Here is a 24,988-nt window from a genome sequence, read left to right on the forward strand (position 1 = left end):
CGTCTTATGAGTGAAACAAACAGCTGATATGAGATGATAGAGTAGAGAGGAAAGAAGCTGATGGAGGAGAAAGACCTGATAGCTAGTGCCAAACGAGGCGATCAGCTCGCATTTGCCATACTTTTTAGAAATAATTATCCCTTTTTGGTTAAATACTTAATCAAAATTACCATGAATCCTGATACATCTGAAGAGCTTGCTCAGGAAACTATGGCTAAATGTGTTGAAAAAATCAGCCTGTTTAATGGCAAATCGAAGTTTTCCTCCTGGCTGATATCCATTGCTACGAATTTGTATATTGATCAGAAGCGAAAGTCGAAAAGAGAGAGGAACTGGAAAGCGCAGGAAGAAGCCCTCAGACGCATGAAGTGGCATCTTGAAAGCCGGAATGAAGAATGGAATGATACCTTGTCAGCTTTAGGAAAACTAAAAGACGAGATTAGGATACCTATCATACTTAAGCATTATTATGGCTATTCGTACGAGGAAATTGGAAACATGATGAACATATCTTCAGGCACTGTTAAATCAAGAGTGCACAATGGGATCATGTCTGTAAGAGAGGAGTTGAAGATTTATGGTGAACAGGAAAGTGCTGCAGCTGGAAAACGATCATAAAGATGAACATTTTTTGGCTGCAGTAAGGGAGATAGAAGACGGATTGAGGGGGCTGGACGAAAACGTTCCGGTATATACACCTGACCTGCAATACTTTGAAACCTTGGTTGCAGAGCAACAACATACAATGAAAAAGAAATTGATCAGGGAGTTAGCTATCTTCACTGTTGCAGCGCTCCTCATTGTAACTTCGATATTATTCATATTGTATCAGCTGCCAGCTGTATTCCTTTTGCTTCAAGGATTTGTCACTGTTTTTATTATGGTATACAGCACAGTCAGCTTTGTGAAACAGGTGAATGGCACATGAACAGCGAAGAAATTTCGCTTCCCTTATTGATTATAGTGGGAATCCTCCTAATTGCACAGAGTACGTTCCTATTCCTGGATGCCAGAAAGCACGGTCATAATTATTGGCTTTGGGGAATAATTGGTTTAATACAGGCGCCAATGCCGACCTTGTTTTACTTGATTTTCATCAAAAAGACCTGGAAGAAAAAAGATTAATTGAGGGATGAAAGGATGAAAAGATTAAAACAGATTCTGCTTCTTGCAGCCACTGGCGGCCAGCTGCTCGGGATTGCCATGCTATTTATTAATATAAAGGCTGCAATTATGTTTTATATTTTATATGCATTATTGATCATTGCGTTATTCATTGCGCTAATAGCTGAGAGAAAAAAAGAAAAAGAGGAGGAAGAAAAAAATGATTATAGTGACTACTGATACCGTATACGGTAAAGAGATTAAAGAAATTAAAGGTTTTGTAAGGGGCAGTACAGTCCAGACAAAGCATATCGGTAAAGACATTCTGGCAGGATTGAAAACAATTGTAGGCGGAGAAATTGGAGAATATACTGAAATGATGGATGAAGCTAGACAGAAGGCAATTGGCAGAATGGTTGAAGATGCGAAAGCAAAAGGGGCTAACGCAATCATAGGAATGCGGCTTCAAACCTCAGCTGTTATGCAGAATGCCGCAGAAATTATAGCCTATGGGACTGCAGTCATAATTGAAGAATAAGAGGAGAAGAGCCAGCTGACGTAGATTAGCTGGTTTTTTTATGATCGGCGCTAACCTGGTGCAGCAGCATTTGACAGAAAGAGAAGGATCCGGAAGTGAGTCCCAACTTGGTGATATTTCGGACAGAAAAAGAAGAAATCCGGGAGTCAGAGTCCGAACACGGTACTCTCTAATTAAAAATGGAAAAAACCGGCCTATATCCGTTTCTTTAGGTTTCCCAATGCTCTATGTAGGGAAAGGAGTGTTGATGAATATTTGGCAGAAAATACTTAAAAAGAAACTGGAGGATTTTTTGGGATATTAAAAGCAATTTCCGCTGAAATCCTTTACAATAAAGTGAACCTTCTTAATTAACTATACTAAGAAAATGATACTAGAATGTGGATTGGAGTATATATGCTATATTACCGTACGTATGTGAAAGATGAATCCCTGCCATGGGTTACCTTTGTTCATGGTGCAGGGGGCAGCTCTGCAATTTGGTATAAACAAATGAGAGAATACAAAAAGCATTTCAATGTTCTGCTGGTAGATCTGCGGGGGCATGGTCAATCCGGAAGGGGCACCTGGGAAGAAGGTGATCATTTCTCTGAAGTATCTCAGGAAATAGTTGAGGTACTCGATCATCTAGATATCGCAGAATCTCACTTTGTCGGAATTTCGCTGGGGACTATCGTAATTCAGACGATCGCACAGGATCATCCCGATAGAGTAGCTTCGATGATATTGGGCGGAGCCATTACTGAGCTGAACCGGCGCACAAGGTTTTTGATAGCCATTGCGAACCTGACTAAGTATATGCTTCCATATATGCTGCTTTATAAGCTTTTTGCCTGGATTATCATGCCAAAAAGACACCATCTTGAATCAAGACATGCCTTTGTAAGACAGGCAGCAAAAATGTGCCAAAAAGAATTCATCAATTGGCTGAGATTAACAAAATCAGTTAACCCGTACCTCGGAAAAATACAATCAAGCATTTCTCACATTCCAACCCTTTTCATCATGGGGCAGGAAGACCACTTGTTTATTAAGTCTGTAAAGAGCATTGCCCAAAAAGCAAAAACAGCTACAGTTAAAGTCATTAAAGGGGCAGGCCATGTATGCAATATTGATAAGCCTGATACCTTTAACCGGATAACCATTGACTTTATTAACAGGCAAAAAAGAAGATTGGCATCATAGAGGATCCTGATGGATCCTTTTTTTGGAGATGACAGAAAATTTTTAAAAGTAGGCAAAAGACTGATTGACTTTTACTGTAAGCGGTGATAATCTTACCAATATGGAAAAAAATGAAAAGGAGGGCTACAAAATGATCTTAATTCATCATCATCAAACAACAGCACATAAATTAATAACTGTAACCTCTCCTTTAAAACATATTAAACTCTAAACAGGATTTGCCTGCACTTTAAAGGAGCACAGGTTACATTAGGTAACGTGGGCTCTTTTGTCTCTAAAGACATATCGCATGCCGCGGTATGTCTTTTTTTCGTCCAATAATACAATAACCAACAGGAAATACAGGCACTGCCTGTTTCCATAAATGTAAGTTTTAATAGAGGCTGTTTTCGCAGCCAAATAAACAAGGAGGAACTTTTATGAATGCTGTAAGAATGAAAAGAAAAACAATTTTGCCGGAGGATCTGGATGGAGGCTAGTTATGAATTTGCTGCTGGTTTATGTATGAAAGCTCTCTTTAAACTTGAGCTTCATACCGGAAAGGGGAGAGATCGTTGTTTTCGATTTTAGGTAAATTAAGCTGGTTTTTTAAAGAAAACTGGAAAAGGTATACAAGTGCCATTACACTGCTGATCCTTGTAGGAATTCTTGATGTCATGCCTCCAAGGCTTGTCGGAATGGCGATTGATGACATCCATTTGGGTCAAATGAGCAGTGCTAAAATAGTGGAATACCTTGGAGTATTGGCAAGCATTACAATTGTATCCTATGCAATAACCTATATCTGGATGTATCAGCTCTTCGGAGGGGCATTCCTAGTTGAAAGAAAGCTGCGTTCACAGTTTATGGGCCACCTATTAAAAATGACTCCAACATTTTTTGAGAAAAACCGGACCGGTGATTTAATGGCCAGGGCAACAAATGATTTAAAAGCGATTTCGGTAACAGCCGGTTTTGGAATATTAACCCTCGTGGATTCCAGCGTTTTTATGCTGACAATATTGTTTACCATGGGATTTCTGGTTAGCTGGAAACTAACCTTTGCAGCAATATTGCCGCTGCCTATCATGGCTTATCTGATAAAAGTTTACGGGAAAAAGATTCATACACGGTTTATGAGTGCCCAGGATGCTTTCGGAGAACTAAATGACCGGGTACTTGAATCCGTTTCGGGAGTTCGGGTGGTGCGCGCTTATGTTCAGGAAAGAGCTGATCAGCAGCGTTTCCATGAACTCACTGAAGATGTTTACAGCAAAAATATTGAAGTGGCGAAAATTGATTCTCTTTTTGAACCGACGATAAAGGTGATTGTGGGCTTAAGCTATCTGATAGGACTTGGATATGGCGCTTACCTTGTTTTCCACCAAACCATCACTCTGGGCCAGCTTGTGTCTTTTAATGTGTACTTGGGCATGCTGATTTGGCCAATGTTTGCTATAGGAGAATTAATTAATATTATGCAAAGGGGAAATGCATCCCTTGACCGGGTGCAGGAAACTTTGTCAGCTAAGCAGGATATTGAGAATCCTGAAACCCCTTCTATGGTTGCAGTCCCTGCCAATGTTACCTTCGAGGATGTACATTTCCAGTATCCTTCCTCAAAAACGGCTAATCTCACAGGGATTAAGCTGCATATTGAACGCGGGGAAACACTCGGTATTGTAGGAAAAACAGGCAGCGGTAAGACCACTTTTATCAAGCAGCTATTAAGAGAATATCCGTCAGGGTCAGGGAAGCTTGCCATTGCAGGCGTTCCGATTGAAGAACAGGAGCTTGAAAGGACGAGGGGATGGATTGGTTATGTTCCTCAGGATCATGTTCTTTTCTCAAGGACTGTACGGGAAAACATCCTTTTTGGAAAAGAGGAAGCAACTGAAGAGGAAATGCAAAAAGCGATTGATTTGGCAGCTTTTCGAAAAGATCTTGAACTTCTGCCGGAAGGGCTTGGAACAATGGTCGGTGAAAAAGGAGTGGCCTTATCAGGAGGTCAAAAACAGCGGATTTCGATTGCTCGTGCACTTGTGAAGGATCCGGAAATTCTGATTCTTGATGACTCTCTTTCAGCCGTTGATGCTAAAACAGAGAAGAAAATTATTGAAAATATCCGGACTGAACGCAAAGGAAAAACAACAATCATTACGACACACAGGATGTCCGCAGTCCAGCATGCCGATCATATTATTGTCCTTGATGAAGGCAGGATAGCAGAAGAAGGCACTCATGAGGACTTGATGGCTATGGATGGATGGTACAAGGAACAATTTTTGAGGCAGCAGACTCAAACAACTGCTGAAGAGGAGGTGCTTTCGTGACTACAGGAAAGCGGTTATTCCAGTATGCACTTCATTATAAGAAAATAATTATTGCTGCCCTGCTGATGCTAACAGTAGCAGTAGCAGCAGATCTGGCAGGGCCTTTTATCGCAAAGAAGATGATTGATGACCATATCCTTGGCATAGAATCTGTCTGGTATCAGACAGAAGACAGAGAAGATGCCGTGGAGTATGATGGCCAGTTTTACAAAAAGGAGCAAAACCTAGATCAGGATGAGCGGAAAATAGATCAGGCCCGCATCCTGCAGGCTGGAAGCCAATTCATCTTTATCAGCGGTGACATTGCTTTTGATGGAGAGCGAACGTTCAAAGAGGATAAACTCTTTATTGAAAAAGGCGGCCAGACTGAAACATATGCAGGGAAGGCATTGTCTGTTGAAGAATTGATGCTATTTTATTCACCTGAGATTCCTAAAATTATTCAGCTTTTGGCTTTTTACTTTGGATTGCTGGTTGTCGCTGCATTTTTTCAGTACGGCCAGAGATTTTTTCTGCAAAAGTCAGCAAACAGGATTATCCAGCAAATGAGAAAGGATGTCTTCGGACAGATACAAAGGCTGCCAATTAGTTATTTTGATAATCTTCCGGCAGGCAAGGTGGTTGCCCGTATAACGAATGATACAGAAGCCATCCGTGAGCTTTATGTGACAGTATTGGCAACCTTTTTTACAAGTGCCATATATATTTCAGGTATTTATATCGCATTGTTTATTTTAAATGCCAAGCTTGCTGCGATATGTCTAATCCTGCTTCCGATTTTATATGTTTGGGCGATTGTGTATCGGAAGTATGCATCAAAATATAATCACGTGATCCGTTCAAGGGTGAGTGATATCAATGGAATAGTTAACGAATCGATACAGGGTATGAACATTATCCAGGCGTTTGGCCGCGAAAAAGATACACAGAAGGATTTTGAAAAGCTGAATACAGAGCATTTTACCTTCCAAAATAAACTCTTGAGCCTGAATTCACTTACATCGCATAATTTAGTGGGCGTGCTGAGGAATGTGGTTTTTGTAGCATTTATCTGGTACTTTGGAGGAGAATCGCTTAATGCTTCAGCTGTCATTTCACTTGGGATGTTATATGCGTTTGTAGACTATATTAACCGCCTGTTTCAGCCTGTGCAGGGCATTGTTAACCAATTGGCCAATCTTGAACAGGCATTGGTTGCCGGTGAACGAGTCTTCAAACTGCTTGATGAGGAAGGCTTTGATATCAGTGATAATAAAATACCCCGCTATAAAGGGAATGTTACATTTGATCATGTGCACTTCGGCTACAAGGAGAAGGAATATGTGCTGAAGGATCTTAATTTTGAAGCAAAGCACGGTGAGACAGTTGCACTCGTAGGCCATACTGGCTCAGGGAAGAGTTCAATCATGAACCTGCTTTTCCGCTTTTATGATTGTCAGGAAGGCAAAATAATGATCGATGGAATGGATATTAAACAGATTCCAAGGCAGGAGCTTAGAAAGCATATGGGCATCGTCCTTCAGGATCCTTTTTTGTTCACAGGAACCATTGCTTCAAATGTCAGTCTTGATGACCCGGAAATATCAAGGGAGAAAGTGGAAAAGGCCCTGAAGGATGTCGGAGCAGATAAGATATTTCAGCATCTTGAAAAAGGCTTCGATGAGCCGGTTATCGAGAAGGGAAGTACGCTCTCCAGCGGGCAGAGACAGCTTATTTCATTTGCACGTGCCCTTGCTTTTGATCCTGCCATCCTTATACTGGATGAAGCAACATCAAGCATAGACACTGAGACAGAATTAATTATCCAGGAAGCGATGGACGTGCTCAAAAAAGGAAGAACCACCTTTATCATCGCCCATCGGCTTTCGACAATCCGCAATGCTGATCAAATCCTCGTTCTGGATAGAGGCAGAATCGTTGAAAAAGGAAACCATGAAGAGTTAATGGAGCGTAAGGGAAAATACTATCAGATGTATCAGCTCCAGCAGGGATCAACACTTGCAGGATAGGGGGAAGCGCCGGAGGGCGCTTTCTTTTATAATTAACACGCGGAAACACCGGTTATCGCGAATATCTTTTCCAAGCGACTTGTTCAAAAAGTATTCACATTCCCGACACAGAAAAGTGCCGAACAAGGAATTTCTGTTCAGTGAATTCATGATACTTTGATATTATCATGAATATCTGGAGGAGATTATATGGAGGAATTTTCTATTACATTGGTGATTGCAAGCATTATGGTCCTTGGCTATTTTATTGGGTACACAATAGTAAAAGCATAGCTGCCGGCTGACTAGCCAGGCAGTTTTTTATACTGATTTTTATCATTAAATTTTGAAAATAAGGGAAAAGAATAAAAAGGAATCATAAAATTATATAAGGAGGTATGAAATTGGCTGATTTTAGGATTGAAAAAGATACACTCGGCGAAGTGAAGGTGCCTGCTGATAAATATTGGGGAGCCCAGACACAGCGGAGCAAGGACAATTTTAAAATTGGCATTGAAAAGATGCCGATGGAAGTAATTTATGCATTTGCCAAAGTAAAACGTTCTGCTGCAGTTGTCAACAACAGACTTGGGAAGCTTTCCCATGACAAAATGGAGGCTATCACAAGAGCCTGTGATGAAGTTCTTAACCATAAGTTTGACAGCCACTTTCCTCTGGCTGTATGGCAGACAGGAAGCGGCACACAATCAAATATGAATGTAAACGAGGTTGTCGCCAGAAGGGCGAATGAATGGCTGGAAGAGAAGGGGATTCGGGATACTAAAGTTCATCCCAATGATGATGTGAATATGTCTCAAAGCTCAAATGATACATTTCCGACTGCTATGCATATTGCGGCTTATACAGAGGCGGAGGAAAAACTGCTGCCATCATTAAAGGAAATGATAAAGACAGTTAAATCGAAAGAGGAAGCCTTTAAAACAATCGTTAAAATCGGCAGGACTCATCTGCAGGATGCAACCCCTCTTACATTGGGACAGGAAATCAGCGGCTGGCGTGCCATGCTTGAAAAAAATGAAAAAATGCTGATTGGCGCAAAGCAGTATCTGCTGGACTTAGCTATTGGCGGTACTGCAGTCGGAACGGGCATTAATGCAGATAAGTCATTTGGAACTGAAATGGCAAACGAAATATCCAGACTTACGGGCTATCCATTCCGTTCATCTGAAAATAAATTTCAGGCCCTGACCAGCCACAATGAAATTGTCCATTTTCATGGTACATTGAAGGGGCTTGCAGCGGATCTAATGAAGATAGCCAACGACATCCGCTGGCTTGCGAGCGGGCCGCGCAGCGGAATTGGAGAATTATCGATTCCTGCAAATGAACCAGGCAGCTCCATCATGCCAGGCAAAGTAAATCCGACACAAAGTGAAGCTCTTACGATGGTAGTTTGCCAGGTTTTTGGAAATGATGCCTCAATCGGATTCGCGGCAAGTCAGGGGAATTTTGAATTGAATGTGTTTAAGCCTGTTATTATTTATAATCTTCTTCAAAGCATCAGGATTCTTGCAGATGGAATGGCCTCTTTTAATGAGAAATGCATGATGGGACTGGAGGCTAACAAAGAAGTGATTAATGGCCATGTTGAGAGATCATTAATGCTTGTAACAGCGCTCAATCCGCATATTGGCTATGAAAAAGCGGCGGAAATTGCCAAACTCGCATTCAGAGAGAATTCGACCTTGAAAGAAGCAGCCTTAAAAACAGGCTATATTACAGAAGAACAATATGAGAAATGGGTTGTGCCTGAAAAGATGGTCTAAATAATAAGCAGTTTGAGGCAAAATAACAACTTATATAAAATGGCCCCCCTTTCAAGAAGGAGGGCCATAGCCATATTTATTCAATTGTTATCTTGCTATATTAGAAAGAACCGCCGCCAAGCTGTTGCTCAGCCATTTGTACAAGGCGTTTTGTAATTTCTCCCCCAACAGATCCATTAGCGCGGGAAGTTGTTTCTGCACCAAGGTTTACACCAAATTCAGTAGCGATTTCGTACTTCATTTGATCAAGTGCTTGAGCTACTCCTGGTACTAGTAATTGGTTTGAGGAATTGCTTCTGCTAGATGATTGGTTGTTCATGTGATTTCCTCCTCGAAATATAAGTGTATTGGTTTTTGGTTGGGTTAGCTGGAATTGCACCAGCGCAAGGATATGATCCTGCTCCACTGCCTGGCGTAACCCATCGTTTTTTAGTGCTGGTGCTTGATGACGCTGTGTTTACTCTCTATTATGTTTGATTTATAAAAGTTTATTCTTTCAGAAAATCGGGAATTTTTTCCTGAAAAAACCTTGTGATTAAGAGTTTTACATAACGAAGGTTAAACAGACAAATCATAATAAATATCAGTAAGGAAAACGAAAGTGAGAGGATTGGAATGGCTATTTGCCCAGTCTGCAACGGCTTTGAGAATATCGAAGCAGCCTGCAGCTCCTGCGGAAGCAAGATGGAGGACAGTGGAAGAGTAATGGACTTTTACGATGATTATAGTGCGTATATGCCAATTGACCAGATGAAAATGGAGGATGGCTATCCCCGGGATTACCAGCAGGAAGAGTGTCCGCATTTGCTGAAGTGTCCATCATGCGGCCATGATTCTGTAAAGTTTATCAAAGAGTAGAATGTACTCGTGGGGGCAGTAGAGCAGGACAGCATAAAATAACCCCGTCAGTTTTTGACGGGGCATTCAATGTTATTCTTTATCAGAACGAATTCTTCTTTCATGGTCTGCATCAAAGAAGTGCGCTTTGTTCATATCGAAAGCGAGTTCAAGGTTTTGGCCCGGCTGAATATCTGTGCGGGAATCGACGCGTGCAACGAAATCCTGGCCTTCGATGCTTGAGTAAATCATTGTTTCAGCACCAGTCAGTTCGGAAACGTCAATGCGGGTATTGATTTTTGAACCTGCAGATGCATCAATAAATACCGGTTCATCGTGAATATCTTCCGGTCGAATGCCGAGGATAATATTTTTTCCTGTATATCCCTGTTCACGAAGAACCTTCATTTTACCTTCCGGGACAGCTATCTGAGTTTTGCCAATGATAAATTTGCCCTCTTCAAGCTTTCCGTTAAAGAAGTTCATTGCGGGTGAACCGATAAATCCGCCTACAAATACGTTTTCAGGCTTTTCGTAAACCTCTTTTGGTGCACCAACCTGCTGAATTACTCCATCCTTCATAACAACCAGGCGGGTAGCCATTGTCATGGCCTCTGTCTGGTCATGTGTAACATAGATAGTTGTGGTCTGAAGACGCTGGTGCAGTTTGGCGATCTCTGCACGCATTTGAACACGAAGCTTTGCATCAAGGTTTGATAAAGGCTCATCCATCAGAAAGACCTTTGCATCTCGGACAATCGCACGGCCCAATGCTACACGCTGGCGCTGTCCGCCTGACAATGCTTTTGGCTTGCGGTCAAGATAAGGCTCAAGCCCAAGAATTTTTGCTGCCTCTTTTACACGGCGGTCGATTTCATCTTTTGGAAACTTACGAAGTTTAAGGCCGAAAGCCATATTATCATACACGGACATATGCGGATAAAGTGCATAGTTCTGGAAAACCATTGCAATATCACGATCTTTCGGAGGGACATCGTTGACACGCTTCTCGTCGATATAGAAGTCGCCTTTTGAAATTTCCTCAAGACCTGCAATCATACGAAGGGTTGTGGATTTACCGCAGCCGGAAGGACCGACAAAAACAATAAATTCCTTATCTTTAATATGAAGGTTAAAATCTTCTACAGCTGTTACTTTATTATCATAAATTTTATAAATATTATCGAGTTTTAATTCTGCCATCAGGGTAACCTCCCAATAATCTTATTCTTAATTATAGTTTAATGGATATGAGGGTTTTCCCATATGGCCAAACTGCACAAAAAAACTGAAAGCGTTTTTATGCAATGTGCTCAAATTATGTTTTCTCAATCAGCAGACAGGCTAAATAAACAGTCAGCGCGCTGTTAAAATCCTTCAATTGAATGCCGGTTTTCTCTGTGAACTTATCCAGCCTGTATTGCAGAGTATTACGGTGGATATACAATTTTTTCGCAGTTAATGAAACGTTGGAGCCGTTCTGTAAAAAGACTTTTATGGTGTGAAGGAGTTCAGCGTCATCTGCCAGTAAAGAAAGGCGGGAAAGCAGGCTCTTTTTTAAAGATGCATCCAGGTTCCCGGTGACAAGAGAGGGAAAAAGCTTCTCAAAATGCAGCACTCTTTCAGCCGGAAGCAAAGAGAGGGCTTGCTCGAATAGAAGCTGTTCATCCTTAAAAAGATTGTGCAAATGTGTTCCCGCCTTATTCGGAATGCCAATATAAAAGGCTGTTTTCACAAAAAAGTCACTTTCCAATGCATTGGAAACAGCAAGGAATTCTTCTTCAGATAGAGAGTCGTTACTTTCCTCAATGATGACCCCTGTGGCTTCCCCGTTCCATAAAATCGTTATGTCCTTTTCAAAAAAGCCTCTAAATGCAGCTTCCATATCTTCTCGTATCCATTCGCCCTCAGAGATTTTAAATTGAACCAGCCTGTACGGAACATCTTTCGCGAATGACGGCTGTTCTCCATTTGAAAATAAGTATTGAAACCAGGCTTGGGCAGCAGGTGCATGGTGAATGGAGCAGTCATGGAATTCAAACAAAGTTCTCAAGACCATCAGACTATCTTCAGTTACCTCTTGAGCTGAGATGCCAAGCCATTGGCCTGACTCTTCATGATGAAACCAATACTTATCAGATTTAAAGCTAAAATCAGGTTTTTCAAATCGAAGTTGAGATCCCGGATACCGGTCATGTAATTTGTTTAACATATCATTACCCTTAGTTTGATAAATTTTTGTGTTTCTTATATTATAGCAGTTATAATTTAATTGAAAAAATGAACTTAATCTGCTTCTATAAAGGGAAATGAGAGTGTGAGGGGTGAGACTCATGGAATATACACCTGAAATGAAAAACCGCTTAAAAAGGCTGGAAGGCCAGGTGCGGGGTGTAATCCGAATGATGGAAGAAGAGAAACACTGCAAGGATGTTGTTACACAATTATCTGCTGTCCGTTCTGCAGTTGACCGTGCAATGGGATATATTGTAGCTAAAAACCTGGAGGCATGCATTCGGGAAGCAGATAATGAAGGTAAAAATGCAGAGGATGCAATCCAGGAAGCGGTTAATATGATTGTGAAAAGCAGATGACCAGAAAAGCGGAGCTCCAGCAGCTGGACAGATCTTTCCTATAAAAGATGATAAGAGGCACCTGAATTCAGGTGCCTCTTAATTTTACTCTGCCTCAGATGGAGGTTCTTCCTTTTGGAGTTCCCTTGATTGTTCGATATTAACATCATCTCCGCGGCCATGGACGGAGCCTCCAGAAAGACCCTCGTTAATGATTCTGTCTATATCCATATAAGCTTTGTCCCTGCCTTCGTAATGGACGTCGTCTGAAACTTTGCGTTCTTTATCCATGTGTTAATCGCTCCTTTAAAAGAAAATATCCCGGCGGGATTATTTTTCCAAAAAGGTATTATCGGCATGCATGGATCTTCTAACTTTTTTATTATTCATATACATGAAATAACATCAATTCATGAATCTGGGATTTCAGGTCCTCCTCCTGGCCAGCAGGTTCTCCGGATGTCCATTCAATTTTTCCGTCAGGATGATAGATGCCGGTAATCTTTTGCTTTTTGAAGTAAAAAGAAAATGTCCAACCAGGCAATTGTTTGTTTTCATATAAAGGTTTGAATTGGAAATGTGTCAGCATTAGGATTCCTCCAGATGTCGTAATATCCCGTTTAATGTTACTGAAAAGGGGAATGGAACAGATGTAGAAACATTTTAACATTAAAAGGAGGCAAAAGGATGAAAAGAAACAACAAATTTATGATGTCAGCCATGGCCCTTGGAGCAGCTTATTTAATGAGAAACCCGGAGACACGCCAAAAGCTTAAAGACCAGTTTAAATCTTTCGCCGGAAGTGCCTCAAAAAAAGATAGGGAAAAGACAGCGAAAAGCCCCGTAACGACATATTAGGACCACCCGTTAAGAATCGCATAAAAATAGTCGTGCACGCTGACGCTGTACGGCTATTTTTTATTAGTATGCTGGAACCCTGATAATGAGAAAAATAATCGGGTCAATTCTTCTATTCTTTTTTCTTCTATCCCCGCTTCATCAAAGCTCATCGGCTTTGAATTAATTTCATAAATCACATAGGTGCCCTGGTCAGTTAATCCTGCATCAATTGAGTATTCCCCATAAAATCCCTTCGTCCTCTCCAGAAGTTTTCCTGCCTCCGCTGCTGCAGTATTTATAAAAGCATCATGCTCTTTTGTACGGATCCATTCATATAGAATCATTATCCCGCCATTCGGTATGTGCGTTGTAATGTCCTGTTCCTGAGATTGCCTAATGCCAATCCCTGTAACCGAATAGCTGCCTTCACTGAAATGGGCTAAGATTCTAAAATCATACCGCTTGCCGTCTAATTTGGCAGGGCTGATTGCTTTCTGTGCTAAATAGGGTTTGTTCGTCAGGTGAGAGTTCCGCAGGTTCCAGAATTGTTCAAAATCATCGTAACTGAATGAATCGCGCATACCGTTCAAGGAGATGCCCTTTTTCAGCTGGCTTAATTGGTATATCCCTTTCCCCTTGGACCCATTTGCAGGCTTTAAGTAGATATTATGATATCTGCCGATAAAATCCTTTAGTGTCTTTGGCCCAGTGACACGAATAGTTTCCGGAATATATTCCTTTAATGGCGGATGGTCTCTTAATAGCTGGTAAACCTCAAATTTATCCAGAAAGCCCGGGTTGAAAAATGGAATGTCATGCTCTTTAAAAAAACGGCATGCTTTTTGAAAGGCTTCTGCCTTTTCTATTTTTCGGAAGGGCACCCTGTTGTAGACAAGATGAGGAAGAGGACAACAGGCTTCAATCCACCTATCATTCAAAGGGTTATATATATATCCGTTCACTGAATTCTCCTTCAAACCCTCTGGTGTAAATACATAGGAAAGCCCGCATTTTTGCAGGATGCTTTTCTGAAGGGCCTTAAATAAAGGACCATTGCCGGCAATAGACTGTTCCTTTCCTTTTCCCGTCAGAATGCCTATCACAGGTCCTGCATTACCGTCTTGCAAGGATAAAGAAAAGGAAAGCGAATCCCGTTCCGCCTGCGGGCTAATAATGCTTAAAGGCTGGTGATTGCTTCCCAAAGTACAGCTGCTGCTGCAGAACCAGGTCCTGCTGGCCCAGTCATAATAAATTTTCATCTCACTATTTCCTGAGGCTTCATAATCGATGCTTCGGCAAGGAAAACGGCGAATGACAGTGAAAGTTTGCGGGTAAGAAAGTCGAACTCCCTGAGCTGAGGGTGTTTGAATATAGATCTGCCCGGCTTTGAGTTTGCTTCAAACAGCCAAACATGGCCATTTCGGTCCAGTCCAAAGTCAAAGCCGATTTCACCGATAATTCCTTCCATGTTCCGTTCCAGTGCCTTGCTGATCGTTAGTGCCGCCTCACTTAACTTAGCCACTGCCTCAGTTTTTTCTGCATCCGATTCAAATACTTCATCAAGGGTTTTGATCTCACCTCCGCTTTTTACATGTGTTGTAACACTGCCAGGGCCCGCTATTTTTGCAGCTGCAGCAGTTACTTTCCATTCCCCATTCTCATCTTTATTCGTATGAACCCTGAAATCAACCGCTCTCTGTTCTTGGCGGAGCAAATGAATTCCCTGCTGAACAAGCATACGGTTTAAATTTCGTCCTGCAAAAACATTGCGCATTAAATTTTCCAAAGTGTTAAATCTTCTTAGCCTATTTTCGTCCCGGACTCTATATCGGCAATAATAATACCCATCTTTTTTATCAAAAATAATTTGATGAATCCCAAGCCCCAGGCTTCCATTGATAGGTTTGAGGTAAACATGGCCATAATCAGCCAGCATCCTTTCAATTACAGAGAAAGAAGAAAAAGGGTGGGTTTCCGGCAAGTAATAACTGCTATCATCATCATTCTGCAGTCTTTCATAAACATCTAATTTATTAAAGAAACCAGGGTTATACCAGGGAATTAAATAGTCTTTCTGCATACGGCCGCGTACTTCCTTAAGCTCATTCCTTCTTTCGCTTCTTCGGTTGGGAAGCCGGTCATAAACAACATTTGGAAAAGGGACTTCAAATGTTTCCCAGCCCTCCTCATGATAAAAGAGCCCGTTGATGGTTTCTTTTTCCCAGTTGATTTGCTGATCACCGAATAAAAACGGGATTGCACCAACCGTTTTTTTAACTGAAAGCAGTTTGGCAAAAAACAGGGTCCGATCCCCAACTGGCCTTAAAGGAAAGGAGGTGAATCCTGATGTGAAGATACCAACGAGCGGGCCGAGGTATAGAGTCCCCTTATTGGCAAACGCATGCAGAGGTATCTTGAGATCCGGGAAATGAAGTGCTTCTGCCACATCTTTACTTATTAAGATCGAGTTTTTCTTTGTTTTTTGAAGTATGAAAGAAGCATCTGCTGAATGAGTGCCAAATGCCAATCTCGTCAAATGAGTATGAAGGTTAAGCTCATTAGGTATATAAACTGTTTTGGAGGCGGAATCGGAAATTTCAATTTGATATTGTTTTCTCATGATTCGTTCTCCTTTCCATTTCGTTAGTGGCTGCCAGGAATTTGGCATAGAGAAGGGGAGCGGTATATAACTCTTCCTTCATTTCGGGCTGACTGTTCAGGATTGTTTTCCTGCCTGGTTTTGAGTTTATATCCAGTATCCAAATAGAGCCGTTAGTTTCTACTCCAATATCAATACCCATTTCAAATAGAGGGGGGAGCTTTCGTTCAAGGACAGCAGGAAGTGTATCGGTAATATCATTAAGTTCATCGGATAGAAAGCTCTTTAAAGAAGAAGGGTATTGAGCGATCCAATCTTCAAAAGAAATATTGCTGCCGCCGGCGCTTAAATTGGAGACGATGCCTCCTTCTCTGCCTGTGCGAATTCCCCGGCCCATCTCCTTCCATGCGCCAATTCTGTTTTTTTGAAGCAATATTCTTATGTCAAAGGGCTGACCGTCATTGTTTGATAGATTCACATATGGCTGGATGAGGTATTGCCGATCTGCGGTTAATTTATTTAGCCAGCCGGCTGCCTTTTTTTCAGTTTCAAAGCTTCGTGTTACCTGGCCATTCCTTTTATCTGTTTTAACAAGTATGATTTTGCCTGTTTTCTCAATATAATAGATTCCCTGGCCCTGAGAACCGCTTGCAGGTTTTAAAATACACGGCTGATCAGGTATGAGGCTGTTTAAGAAACTGTCAGCGCCTGTAAATCTGTCAGTTTTCAGCAAGTAGGGTGAGATGTTTGAGCGGGAGAGTATTTCATATAATTCAAGCTTATTAGGCAAGCCATAGCCAAGGAATTGGATATCATTTCTTGCCTTCAGCCAATTCACGATAGATATACATTGCTTTGAATGGGAGTCATTCCCGTAAAAACAGCGGTCATACAGGATCTCCGGGACTGTGAATTCTGCCGGCTCCCATTCTCTTGAAGAGGGGTTAAAGGTATCCCCCGCAATCCTTTCTGAAATAGGATTGATATCTGAAGGCACAAACCTGAAGCAATTAATGTTATATTCATTGGCTCTTTTGGCCAATTCCATAAAGTATGGCTGTTCACTCTGTTTGTTTAAAGTCATGATTCCGAATGAAAGCATGCTGTAATCCTCCTCTTTGCATAAATGATAAAGCCGTTGCATATTCGATAAGTGCTTTGGCAGAGGGTCTGACTCTTTTTTCTTTGTCTTCGAAGTTCTTGGAGGGTTTAGAATTCACTTCGATGATCCAAAGTTTTCCATTAGTGTCCAAACCAATATCAATCCCAAGCTCTCCGATTAGGCCTTCGCATTTTTGGCTTATGATTGTTGCTGTTTCAACTGCGAGCTCCTTCAGTAAAGCCAGCTGCTGAATCGCTGTTTTCTGATCAGAATGCATGGAGAAAATTCTGAGGGGCTTCATCATTTCCCCGCCTCTTGCTATATTGGAAACAAATTGCCGCTCTGCAGAAACCCTTGCCACTGCAGAAGTGGCCCTCCAGATATCCTGATGATTTTTATGGCAGAGCACCCGGAAGTCAAGCTGCCTGGCTTTATAGGTTTGCAGAGGTATGGCCTGCTGGGCCAAATAAATTGTTTTTTTTAGGTACTGTTTGAACCATAGTATAAAGCGGTCATAATTTTTGAATGTTAGCGTATTTTCCTTGCCGTTTCCGGTCGATTGTTCTGATATGATTTCTTCACCATTAATACTCAGCCTAATAATATTCCGTCCCTGGCTGCCGTGGATAGGCTTAAGGAATATCAGTCTGTGTCTGGCCAGCATTTCCTTGATGGTTTCTTCATCTGCAATGGCTGTATCAGGCAGATAGGGATGCATATGGTCTTCAGAAAAGAGGAGGGTATGAACTTCCTTTTTTGATAAAAAACGGTCATTAAACATTGGGATGTTATATTTTAGCATGCTATTTTTAAATGTTTGAAAAGCAGAACTTGCTTCAAGTATCCGGGAGTGAACCCGATTATAAATTACACTCGGCAAAGGAACGGGGCGTTTTATCCATTTTTCCTCACGCAGGCAGTATCCCTGCAGCTTTTCCTGAATGAAGTCCCGAAAATGAAAAACATAAAAATATCCATGCAGGCCGGAAACAGCCTCGTGCAATTCTTTGCAAAAAGAATGAATGGAGCGGAAGTCAGGATCTTCGCCACTTTCATTAAAATCTGTCATCAGGCCTATAACCGGTCCAGCAGTTATAGTAAAGTCCTTTCTTGAGTAACTGGCGACAAAATTAAGATCCTCCATTGGCAAGCAGCATTCCTGAAAAAGACGGTCACAGAAGAAAATTTCATCTTTCCTGATATTTGCTCCTTCAATGGTTATTTGAATGGTGTGCTTGCCGATCCGCAGCAAATGGGGCATTTGCAAATCAATATTCCAGTAATGTACGAGAGAATGGCTAATTTGAATGCGAAATTGATCTTCCTGAAACATTTTTACCGGAACAATCGTAATAGGCAATAAAGAAACTGACATGATCATTCCTCATTTGCTTATCTTTATTTGAGCCTATTTTGAACAACCTCAAGCAGCTTGCAAACTGAATGCAGATTTTTTACCTGCCGCAGAAAGTGCAAAACTCCCATTGATGAAGTTTTCACTGTATAATGAAAAAATAGGCAAAAGCTGATACCATATCGTATGTTCTGGGCAATTAAATGGTGCTTCTTAAGAGGAGCCTGTAACTTAAGGAAGGTAGAGATATCTATGGAAATAGCAATGACAATTATATTAATGATGATCATTGGGGCTCTTATTGGCGGGTTTACTAACTACCTGGCTATTAAAATGCTCTTTAAACCTTATAAGGCCGTGTACATAGGTAAATGGAAGGTTCCATTTACCCCTGGGCTGATTCCTAAACGAAGAGATGAAATGGCAGATCAGATGGGTAAGCTGGTTGTTAACCATCTTCTGACACCGGAAAGCATCAAGAAGAAGTTCATCAATGATCAATTTCAGCGTGATATGACCGGGCTTGTTCAGAAAGAGCTGGAAACTTTCCTGCAATCGGAAAAATCAGCAGAGAACATTCTGGCAGCGTTTGGAATCAAGGATGGCCAATCGAAAGCGGAGAAACATATAAACTTATTAATTGAACAGAAATATGAAAACATTATAAGCAAATATAGAGGACTGCCCCTTAAAGAAGTTATTCCTCAGGGTCTTTTGGATAAAGCGGATGAAAAAATTCCAGCTATCAGTTCAATGATCCTTAAAAAAGGGGTTGATTATTTCTCCAGTATTGAAGGCAAAATGCGGATACAAAGAATGGCTGATGATTTTGTTCGTGAGCGAAGCGGTGTGCTCAGCAATATGCTGCAGATGTTCATGGGGAATATCAATCTTGCGGATAAAATTCAGCCGGAAATCATCAGGTTTTTAAGCAATGAGGGTACAGCCGACCTGGTTACAACCCTTTTACAAAAAGAGTGGAGCAAAATTCTTGAGATGGAAGCTGCAGTTATTGAAGAGCAGATCGAAAAGGAACAGATTCTTACAGTATTAAAGAATATTGCACACAGAGTCATTAATCTGGAGAATGTATTTCGAAAGCCTATTTCATCCTTTGTGGCCCCATACAGGACAGTACTGACAGATGAGCTGGCTCCTAAAAGTGTTCAGATGCTTACTGATTGGCTCTCAGGCAAGACAGAAATGGTTATGGAACGGCTTCGTCTCGCAGAAGTTGTCCGGGAACAGGTCAGCAATTTTTCAGTCGAAAGATTAGAAGATATGGTCTTTTCTATAATCAAAAGCGAGTTAGCCATGATTACAAATTTAGGTTTCCTGCTTGGGGGTATTATTGGTCTCGTACAGGGAATCATTGCTATATTGATTAATTAAAGGGTATCGCCTCGCGTTTACTGTCATAGTTTGTTATAGTGTAGTGGATGTTCGAAACGGAGAATGTATTGTCCATTTTGAACAAGTATCGGGAGGAGTGTTATTAATGGCAGTAAATTTATTTGATTCAGCCTACGAGTTAGAAAAAGCAGTGCGGGAGAGCGATGAATATAAAGCTCTAAAGCAAGCATATGATGATGTGAATGCAGATCCGTCTGCGAAAGCAATGTTTGATAACTTCCGCAAAATCCAGATGGAACTTCAGCAAAAGCAAATGATGGGCCAGGATATTACGCAGGAAGAAGTAGAACAGGCTCAAAAGACAGTCGCACTTGTACAGCAGCATGCCCAGATCTCAAAGCTTATGGAAGCAGAACAGCGCATGAGCATGATGATTGCAGAAATGAACAAAATCATCATGAAGCCTCTTGAAGAGCTTTATGGAGCGGCTGAATAATTTCATCAGAAAACTCCCGGATATTGATCCGGGAGTTTTTTTATAAGAAAAGATCATTTTTTCATATTAAACTAAACCAGGTTTGGGTACCTTTATGATAGATATTGATTAAAGAAGGGGGCAGTACATTGAATAAAGCCATTTTTCTTGACCGGGACGGCGTTTTGAATGAGGTTTTATCTGAAAGGGTAAAATTCGTTAACAAGCCTGAGCAGTTATATTTATTGGAAGGGGCAGCAGAAGCTGTGTCAGAACTGACCAAAGCCGGATATGAAATTTTCGTCGTGACCAATCAGGGCGGTGTGGGACTCGGCTTTCTGAAAGAAAGAGAGCTAAAGAAAATTCATGAAAGGCTGCAGGAGCTTGTTGCAGCCAAAGGCGGACATATTAAAGAGGTTGCCTATTGCCCTCATAAGCCGAAAGCAGGCTGTGAATGCCGGAAACCAAATGCAGGCATGCTTTTGGAATTGGCTGAAAGGCACCATCTTGATTTGGCTAAAAGCATTATGGTAGGCGATCATGAGCGGGACATTGAGGCAGGGAAGAAAGCCGGCTGTAAAACTGTTTTTATCGGCTCAGAGCAAACAAGTGCAGATATCCAGGCTTCATCACTTCTAGAGGCAGTAGAGGACATTTTAGAAATGCTTAAATAAAAGAGTAAAAGCCGCTTCCGCGAAAGGTGGAAACGGCTTGTTTAGAAGATTAGCGTGCTCCGCCAAGCTGCTGCTCAGCCATTTGCACAAGGCGCTTCGTAATTTCTCCGCCTACAGATCCATTTCCTCTTGAAGATGTTTCCGGGCCAAGGTTCACACCGAATTCTGTTGCAATTTCATACTTCATTTGATCAATTGCCTGACTGACTCCTGATACTAAAAGCTGATTAGAATTGCTGTTTCTTGCCATGTAAATCATCTCCTTGGTGTAGTTTTCTTGTTTGTTACAATTATAGCTTTAGGAGAGCAAATAAGATTTATTCATAGTTGTTTATGGTACTTTATGGTAATTTTTTGAATCTGCAAATGCGGGTATGGGACTGTGCGCATATAAATACGGGCTATTCGCACAAAAAAAATTTGTTGCGCACATAAAATGGCTTCTTCCGCACACAAAAAAGATTCTATCCGCACAGAAATCAAAATTGCCAGCTAAAGTTCGCCATTATAAAGCTGGAGAAACCCGAAAAGCCAAGAGATATAGGCACTGACCAATATTGCTCCTATAAAGAAGGCCAAACAAGCCCAATCTTTCCAGGAAACAGAGACTTTATGATAAAAATCCCGGTTTTTATCTCCGGTAAACCCTTTTGATTCCATTGCCATGGCTGTCCTCTCAGCTTTACGGATCGCTCCGGCAAGCAGGGGAACTGTATACCTCTTAAGCTCTGCCATTTTTTCCGGGAGTGTCCTGGCTTTGGGTACTCCCCTGATCCGGTGTGAACTTCTGATGATCTCGAATTCTTCTTTCATTAATGGCAGGAATCGATAGCCTGCCATGATTCCATATGCAAGCTTTGGAGAGAGCCGGCATTGCTGCATTAAACTGAGCAGAAATGCTGTCGGCTTTGTGGTTAAAATGAACAGAAGGGACAGAGAAGTAAAGCTTAACACCCTCATTCCAAGGGAAAGGGCACGCAGAAGGCCCTCCTCAGTCAATGTGAAGATCCCCCATGCCCATAATAGGGTTTCCCCTTCAATCGCTTTAGAAAAAATCAAAGCTGACCAAATATATATGACAGCCATGAAGATAAATGGCGAGAAAAGCAGAATCCATCTTTTGAATGAAACTCTTCCTAAAATAAAGGTGGCTGCTGCCGTTATCACTAAGGTCAGAAAAGGTGTAACCGGGTCAAAAAAAATCGATAGAAGTAATACACAGACTATCACAGTGAATGCTTTAATGCTTGGGTTTAATTCATGTAAGAACAAGTTTTTCCCTCCCTGCAATGGACCCGATATCATTCCTGAGTTTTTCAATGTATGGAACCTTTAAGGAAGCAGTCTTCAGAATGTCCTCTTTTTTCCATAATGCATCAGGCAAACCATCGTAAATCTTCTCTCCTTCTGAAAGAACAATCACTTTGTCCGCATATGAATGGATGATTTCCATGTCATGTGTGATCATCACCACGGATCCGCCGCTTTGGATCTTTGCTTCCATTAGCTTCATAAGCTCACCGCACGTCCTGGCATCCTGTCCAAAGGTCGGCTCATCGAGGAGGAGAAGATCCTGGTTATACACAAGCATCGATGCAACACTAAGCCGCCGTTTTTGCCCCTGGCTTAAGGAAAAGGGATGCATGTCAGCGCACCGCAGCAAGTCCACTTGAAGCAGTGCAGCCTGAACTGATTCTTTAATATCACCATCAGGAATCTGCTGTATTTTTAAACTGAATGCAATTTCATCATAGACAGAATCAGCAATAAATTGGTGTTCGGGGTTTTGAAAAACATAACCTAATTTCTGTCTTAGCTCCTGCTCCTTCCACTGGGAAAGGGGACTGTCATAAAAGAGAATATTGCCTTTGGAAGGAGTATAAAGTCCAGCCAAGAGTCTTGAAAGCGTTGTTTTTCCTGATCCATTTGAGCCGGCAATGGCCACAAATTCACCTTTTTTAACAGAAAAACTAATATCTTTTAGCAAATCTTTCCCAGCTTTATAAAAGGATAGATTCTCTGCGGATAGAATAATTTGTTCTTCAGGAGCTTGGTGATTTTTCTTCCTGTTATCTAAAACCTGAAGTGCACCAATGGGATTCTCAAATCCGGCGATTAATTTCTCATCAGTCAACGGAAGTTTTTCCCCTTTATAAATACCTGCTTTTTTCCCTGAAAGGCCTGCTTTTACCGAACTTGGCAGCCAGATGCCCTCAAGCAGAAATTCTTCTGCATATTGATTAAAGCATTCTTCAGTGCTTCCATTAAATAATAGTTCGCCTTCTCTGTTTAGGACTGCGCAGCGGTCGGTCAAATCAATCCAATCATCCAGCCTGTGTTCGATTATTAGAAGGGAGAATGATCTCTTCTCTTTAAGCTCTTTAATGATGCGGGTAAGTTCATAGCTTGAAGCCGGATCCAGGTTTGCTGTCGGTTCGTCTAAAATCAGGAGATCCGGTTTCAATGACAATACACATGCCAGTGCAAGCTTTTGCTTCTGGCCCCCGGAAAGGGTGTGAATTGGGGCATATTTATATGGCAAAAGATGAACAAGCTCCAATGCTTCATCAATCTTATTCCCGATTTCTTCATGCGGCGTTTTCAAATTCTCAAGTCCAAATGCCAGCTCATCCTCGACTGTGGTCATGCAAAATTGGCTTTCAGGGTCCTGAAACACAATTCCAATGTGCTGATTAATTTCACCAGGGCCGAATTCCTCCAGCCTCTTTCCTTTGAATGAAATGATCCCGTCCAATTCGCCATCTGCGGCCTCGGGATACAATTTATTTAAGCAGAAAGCAAGTGTGCTTTTTCCCGAGCCGCTGGGTCCCAATAATAGAACTGCTTCCCCTGCATTAAGGCTGAATTGCATATTTTTAAAAATGGGCTTTTTCACATCTTCATACCTGAATGTAAGCTGCTCTGTTTTTAATATGTTCTGTTTATGCTGTAATGCCATTTTCCGGTTTTCCCCTTTTCAGCTCTTTGCCAATAGGAAAGCTGTTTAATGCTCCGGTCTTTGCAAGGCTTTCGCTCAGCCATTTGCCCATCAAGCCTGCCAGTAAAGCACCGCTGACCATCCTTACACAAAACATCGCCATTACATAACCGGGTGAGAGGGCCGCATAGCCGGAAATGAAATAGCCCCAAATAAAGCTTGTAACAGAAGAGCCCATGCCGGCAGCAATTAAGACCCATGTCCGGTAATTATTCCATTTCGTGGCCGCAAAAACAGCTTCCGCTCCAATCCCCTGAATCATGCCCGACAGAATCAGGCGGGGACCGACAGCATTGCCGATCATGACTTCAATGGCTGCAGCGATGGTTTCCGATAAGAAAGCTGCCCCGGGTTTTCTGATTATGTACGCTGCGAGAATTGAAACAATAAACCAAATGCCAAAAATAAAATCATATCCAATTAAGCCGAACATTGCATATAGCACATTGCCAAATTGCATGAATATCAGGTATACAACTGCAAACACGACAGCGAGTACAGACAGGACAATGACTTCACGAAGCTTCCACTTTTCAAGCATATTATTCAGCCCCCTTTTTGGATGGGCTATTGGCAGACATATTCACCGTCATAACAATATGGGTGGAATTGCTTTTCTTACAGTTTTCAAAAGCGTCCTCCAGAGTTTTAAAAACAGAGTGTGCATCCCCGTCTAATCTTGAAGCATAATGCACCCCTTTTGTAAAAGTTCCCTGATTCATTGCAAGCTCGACCTGATCCATAATGACATTCATGTATTCAGGAATCCCCATCGGATAAAGGGCGAACTGGACCGCAACTTCCTGGCTGATACCTGCTGCTGATTCTTCATTTGCCAATTCCTCATTCTCAGCAAGATAAGCATCTCCTGCAGTATCACCAGGACATCCATTTGAAAAAGTTCCGTTAAATACTACATGGTCACCATGCTTAACAGCTTGAAGATAAATAGCTTTAACCACATCGAAAACATGAATGGACCTGCCTCGCACACAGGTGCTAACATCATCTGTTTCCATCCAAACCTTGCTCGTATCCACTTCTTTTAAAGCTGATAAAATAATATCCGCAAACCTGTCAGTCATGGGATAAATTGAAAATCTGCACCCTGTAATTTCACTGGTTCCACATAAAAAATTTTCCTGCATTTTGCCATCCTCCTAGTATTAATGAAAAGTTTTTTTCGTAAGGTTTGCTGCTGTTTTTTGAATTACTTACTGTGTTGATAGTATCGACAGGTGCAAGGCTCCTTCGGGAGCATATGTGCAA

The 24,988-nt window shown here is 41.6% G+C and carries 29 protein-coding genes; 15 read left to right on the forward strand and 14 right to left on the reverse strand.

Annotated elements, in window-relative coordinates:
- The first annotated feature begins 60 nt into the window (after nt 1-60).
- From sigY to fumC, 9 genes are all read left to right on the forward strand, one after another.
- Entirely contained in the window at nt 61-618 is a 558-nt protein-coding gene (gene sigY / locus AC6CHU_RS13665; RefSeq protein ID WP_251284053.1) for an RNA polymerase sigma factor SigY, read from the forward strand.
- Nucleotides 578-928 carry a YxlC family protein gene (locus AC6CHU_RS13670; protein WP_159865933.1) on the forward strand — a complete coding sequence of 117 codons (351 nt, stop codon included), beginning with the start codon at nt 578-580 and terminating at the stop codon, nt 926-928. Before sigY ends, AC6CHU_RS13670 begins: the two co-directional genes overlap by 41 nt.
- On the forward strand, nt 925-1,125 hold the full coding sequence (locus tag AC6CHU_RS13675; protein WP_498122067.1) for a sigma-Y antisigma factor component: 201 nt from the start codon (nt 925-927) through the stop codon (nt 1,123-1,125). Before AC6CHU_RS13670 ends, AC6CHU_RS13675 begins: the two co-directional genes overlap by 4 nt.
- A gap of 15 nt (nt 1,126-1,140) precedes the next feature.
- Nucleotides 1,141-1,344 (forward strand): hypothetical protein, encoded by a 204-nt coding sequence (locus AC6CHU_RS13680; protein WP_498122069.1) that lies wholly within the window; start codon nt 1,141-1,143, stop codon nt 1,342-1,344.
- Nucleotides 1,325-1,642 (forward strand): YbjQ family protein, encoded by a 318-nt coding sequence (locus tag AC6CHU_RS13685; RefSeq protein WP_159865942.1) that lies wholly within the window; start codon nt 1,325-1,327, stop codon nt 1,640-1,642. Before AC6CHU_RS13680 ends, AC6CHU_RS13685 begins: the two co-directional genes overlap by 20 nt.
- A gap of 396 nt (nt 1,643-2,038) precedes the next feature.
- Nucleotides 2,039-2,827, forward strand: a complete 789-nt coding sequence (locus AC6CHU_RS13690; protein WP_159865945.1) for an alpha/beta fold hydrolase — start codon at nt 2,039-2,041, stop codon at nt 2,825-2,827.
- A gap of 554 nt (nt 2,828-3,381) precedes the next feature.
- Nucleotides 3,382-5,139, forward strand: a complete 1,758-nt coding sequence (locus tag AC6CHU_RS13695; RefSeq protein WP_251284051.1) for an ABC transporter ATP-binding protein — start codon at nt 3,382-3,384, stop codon at nt 5,137-5,139.
- Nucleotides 5,136-7,148: an ABC transporter ATP-binding protein gene (locus tag AC6CHU_RS13700; RefSeq protein WP_498122071.1), complete on the forward strand. Its 2,013-nt coding sequence runs from the start codon at nt 5,136-5,138 to the stop codon at nt 7,146-7,148. The genes AC6CHU_RS13695 and AC6CHU_RS13700 overlap by 4 nt, the downstream gene beginning before the upstream one ends.
- Before the next feature lie 377 nt (nt 7,149-7,525).
- Entirely contained in the window at nt 7,526-8,914 is a 1,389-nt protein-coding gene (gene fumC, locus AC6CHU_RS13705; RefSeq protein WP_498122073.1) for a class II fumarate hydratase, read from the forward strand.
- Between the two features lie 100 nt (nt 8,915-9,014).
- Here the strand turns inward: fumC and AC6CHU_RS13710 are convergent, their stop codons facing one another.
- On the reverse strand, nt 9,015-9,233 hold the full coding sequence (locus AC6CHU_RS13710) for an alpha/beta-type small acid-soluble spore protein (RefSeq protein ID WP_035326833.1): 219 nt from the start codon (nt 9,231-9,233) through the stop codon (nt 9,015-9,017).
- A 296-nt stretch (nt 9,234-9,529) separates the two neighbouring features.
- Here AC6CHU_RS13710 and AC6CHU_RS13715 point away from each other — a divergent pair, with 296 nt between their 5' ends.
- The gene (locus AC6CHU_RS13715; protein ID WP_251284048.1) at nt 9,530-9,772 is read left to right on the forward strand and encodes a hypothetical protein; all 243 of its coding nucleotides are present in this window, start codon (nt 9,530-9,532) and stop codon (nt 9,770-9,772) included.
- 72 nt (nt 9,773-9,844) lie between these two features.
- Here AC6CHU_RS13715 and AC6CHU_RS13720 read toward each other — a convergent pair whose 3' ends face one another.
- Together AC6CHU_RS13720 and AC6CHU_RS13725 are read right to left on the reverse strand one after the other, a co-directional pair.
- A complete protein-coding gene (locus AC6CHU_RS13720) occupies nt 9,845-10,954 on the reverse strand; it encodes an ABC transporter ATP-binding protein (RefSeq protein WP_159865960.1) in 1,110 nt (369 codons plus the stop codon).
- Between the two features lie 115 nt (nt 10,955-11,069).
- The gene (locus AC6CHU_RS13725) at nt 11,070-11,963 is read right to left on the reverse strand and encodes a PucR family transcriptional regulator (protein WP_498122076.1); all 894 of its coding nucleotides are present in this window, start codon (nt 11,961-11,963) and stop codon (nt 11,070-11,072) included.
- Nucleotides 11,964-12,084: 121 nt separating this feature from the next.
- Between AC6CHU_RS13725 and AC6CHU_RS13730 the strand changes: the two genes are divergently transcribed.
- Complete coding sequence (locus AC6CHU_RS13730) at nt 12,085-12,345, forward strand: metal-sensitive transcriptional regulator (protein ID WP_159865966.1); 261 nt, start codon at nt 12,085-12,087, stop codon at nt 12,343-12,345.
- Between the two features lie 84 nt (nt 12,346-12,429).
- Here the strand turns inward: AC6CHU_RS13730 and AC6CHU_RS13735 are convergent, their stop codons facing one another.
- Together AC6CHU_RS13735 and AC6CHU_RS13740 are read right to left on the reverse strand one after the other, a co-directional pair.
- On the reverse strand, nt 12,430-12,615 hold the full coding sequence (locus AC6CHU_RS13735; protein ID WP_159865969.1) for a hypothetical protein: 186 nt from the start codon (nt 12,613-12,615) through the stop codon (nt 12,430-12,432).
- A 91-nt stretch (nt 12,616-12,706) separates the two neighbouring features.
- Nucleotides 12,707-12,913 (reverse strand): YheE family protein, encoded by a 207-nt coding sequence (locus AC6CHU_RS13740; protein WP_159865972.1) that lies wholly within the window; start codon nt 12,911-12,913, stop codon nt 12,707-12,709.
- A gap of 98 nt (nt 12,914-13,011) precedes the next feature.
- Between AC6CHU_RS13740 and AC6CHU_RS13745 the strand changes: the two genes are divergently transcribed.
- Nucleotides 13,012-13,182: a hypothetical protein gene (locus tag AC6CHU_RS13745; RefSeq protein ID WP_201306550.1), complete on the forward strand. Its 171-nt coding sequence runs from the start codon at nt 13,012-13,014 to the stop codon at nt 13,180-13,182.
- 53 nt (nt 13,183-13,235) lie between these two features.
- Here the strand turns inward: AC6CHU_RS13745 and AC6CHU_RS13750 are convergent, their stop codons facing one another.
- From AC6CHU_RS13750 to AC6CHU_RS13765, 4 genes are read right to left on the reverse strand one after another with little or no spacing between them, the layout of a single operon-like run.
- Nucleotides 13,236-14,423 carry a YheC/YheD family endospore coat-associated protein gene (locus tag AC6CHU_RS13750; RefSeq protein WP_498122078.1) on the reverse strand — a complete coding sequence of 396 codons (1,188 nt, stop codon included), beginning with the start codon at nt 14,421-14,423 and terminating at the stop codon, nt 13,236-13,238.
- Nucleotides 14,420-15,784, reverse strand: coding sequence for a YheC/YheD family endospore coat-associated protein (locus tag AC6CHU_RS13755; RefSeq protein WP_159865978.1), 1,365 nt, complete (start codon nt 15,782-15,784; stop codon nt 14,420-14,422). The genes AC6CHU_RS13750 and AC6CHU_RS13755 overlap by 4 nt, the downstream gene beginning before the upstream one ends.
- Nucleotides 15,762-16,865, reverse strand: coding sequence for a YheC/YheD family endospore coat-associated protein (locus AC6CHU_RS13760; protein ID WP_159865981.1), 1,104 nt, complete (start codon nt 16,863-16,865; stop codon nt 15,762-15,764). The genes AC6CHU_RS13755 and AC6CHU_RS13760 overlap by 23 nt, the downstream gene beginning before the upstream one ends.
- Complete coding sequence (locus AC6CHU_RS13765) at nt 16,825-18,240, reverse strand: YheC/YheD family endospore coat-associated protein (protein WP_498122081.1); 1,416 nt, start codon at nt 18,238-18,240, stop codon at nt 16,825-16,827. The genes AC6CHU_RS13760 and AC6CHU_RS13765 overlap by 41 nt, the downstream gene beginning before the upstream one ends.
- Before the next feature lie 231 nt (nt 18,241-18,471).
- On the opposite strand from AC6CHU_RS13765, the gene AC6CHU_RS13770 reads away from it, so the two are divergent.
- From AC6CHU_RS13770 to AC6CHU_RS13780, 3 genes are all read left to right on the forward strand, one after another.
- Nucleotides 18,472-19,611, forward strand: coding sequence for a DUF445 domain-containing protein (locus AC6CHU_RS13770; protein WP_159865987.1), 1,140 nt, complete (start codon nt 18,472-18,474; stop codon nt 19,609-19,611).
- A 106-nt stretch (nt 19,612-19,717) separates the two neighbouring features.
- Nucleotides 19,718-20,068, forward strand: coding sequence for a YlbF/YmcA family competence regulator (locus tag AC6CHU_RS13775; RefSeq protein ID WP_159865990.1), 351 nt, complete (start codon nt 19,718-19,720; stop codon nt 20,066-20,068).
- A 128-nt stretch (nt 20,069-20,196) separates the two neighbouring features.
- Complete coding sequence (locus AC6CHU_RS13780; protein WP_251284042.1) at nt 20,197-20,721, forward strand: D-glycero-alpha-D-manno-heptose-1,7-bisphosphate 7-phosphatase; 525 nt, start codon at nt 20,197-20,199, stop codon at nt 20,719-20,721.
- A 49-nt stretch (nt 20,722-20,770) separates the two neighbouring features.
- Here the strand turns inward: AC6CHU_RS13780 and AC6CHU_RS13785 are convergent, their stop codons facing one another.
- The 5 genes from AC6CHU_RS13785 to AC6CHU_RS13805 form a co-directional block, all read right to left on the reverse strand.
- Entirely contained in the window at nt 20,771-20,971 is a 201-nt protein-coding gene (locus AC6CHU_RS13785) for an alpha/beta-type small acid-soluble spore protein (RefSeq protein ID WP_159865995.1), read from the reverse strand.
- A 242-nt stretch (nt 20,972-21,213) separates the two neighbouring features.
- Nucleotides 21,214-21,993 carry an energy-coupling factor transporter transmembrane component T family protein gene (locus AC6CHU_RS13790; RefSeq protein ID WP_159865998.1) on the reverse strand — a complete coding sequence of 260 codons (780 nt, stop codon included), beginning with the start codon at nt 21,991-21,993 and terminating at the stop codon, nt 21,214-21,216.
- Nucleotides 21,980-23,680, reverse strand: a complete 1,701-nt coding sequence (locus AC6CHU_RS13795; RefSeq protein WP_159866001.1) for an ABC transporter ATP-binding protein — start codon at nt 23,678-23,680, stop codon at nt 21,980-21,982. The genes AC6CHU_RS13790 and AC6CHU_RS13795 overlap by 14 nt, the downstream gene beginning before the upstream one ends.
- Nucleotides 23,664-24,260 carry an ECF transporter S component gene (locus tag AC6CHU_RS13800; protein WP_159866004.1) on the reverse strand — a complete coding sequence of 199 codons (597 nt, stop codon included), beginning with the start codon at nt 24,258-24,260 and terminating at the stop codon, nt 23,664-23,666. The genes AC6CHU_RS13795 and AC6CHU_RS13800 overlap by 17 nt, the downstream gene beginning before the upstream one ends.
- Nucleotide 24,261: 1 nt before the next feature.
- Nucleotides 24,262-24,867 (reverse strand): YkoF family thiamine/hydroxymethylpyrimidine-binding protein, encoded by a 606-nt coding sequence (locus tag AC6CHU_RS13805; RefSeq protein WP_159866007.1) that lies wholly within the window; start codon nt 24,865-24,867, stop codon nt 24,262-24,264.
- Nucleotides 24,868-24,988 lie beyond the last annotated feature (121 nt).

The sequence above is a fragment of the Cytobacillus sp. GQ23 genome (genome assembly GCF_059758675.1).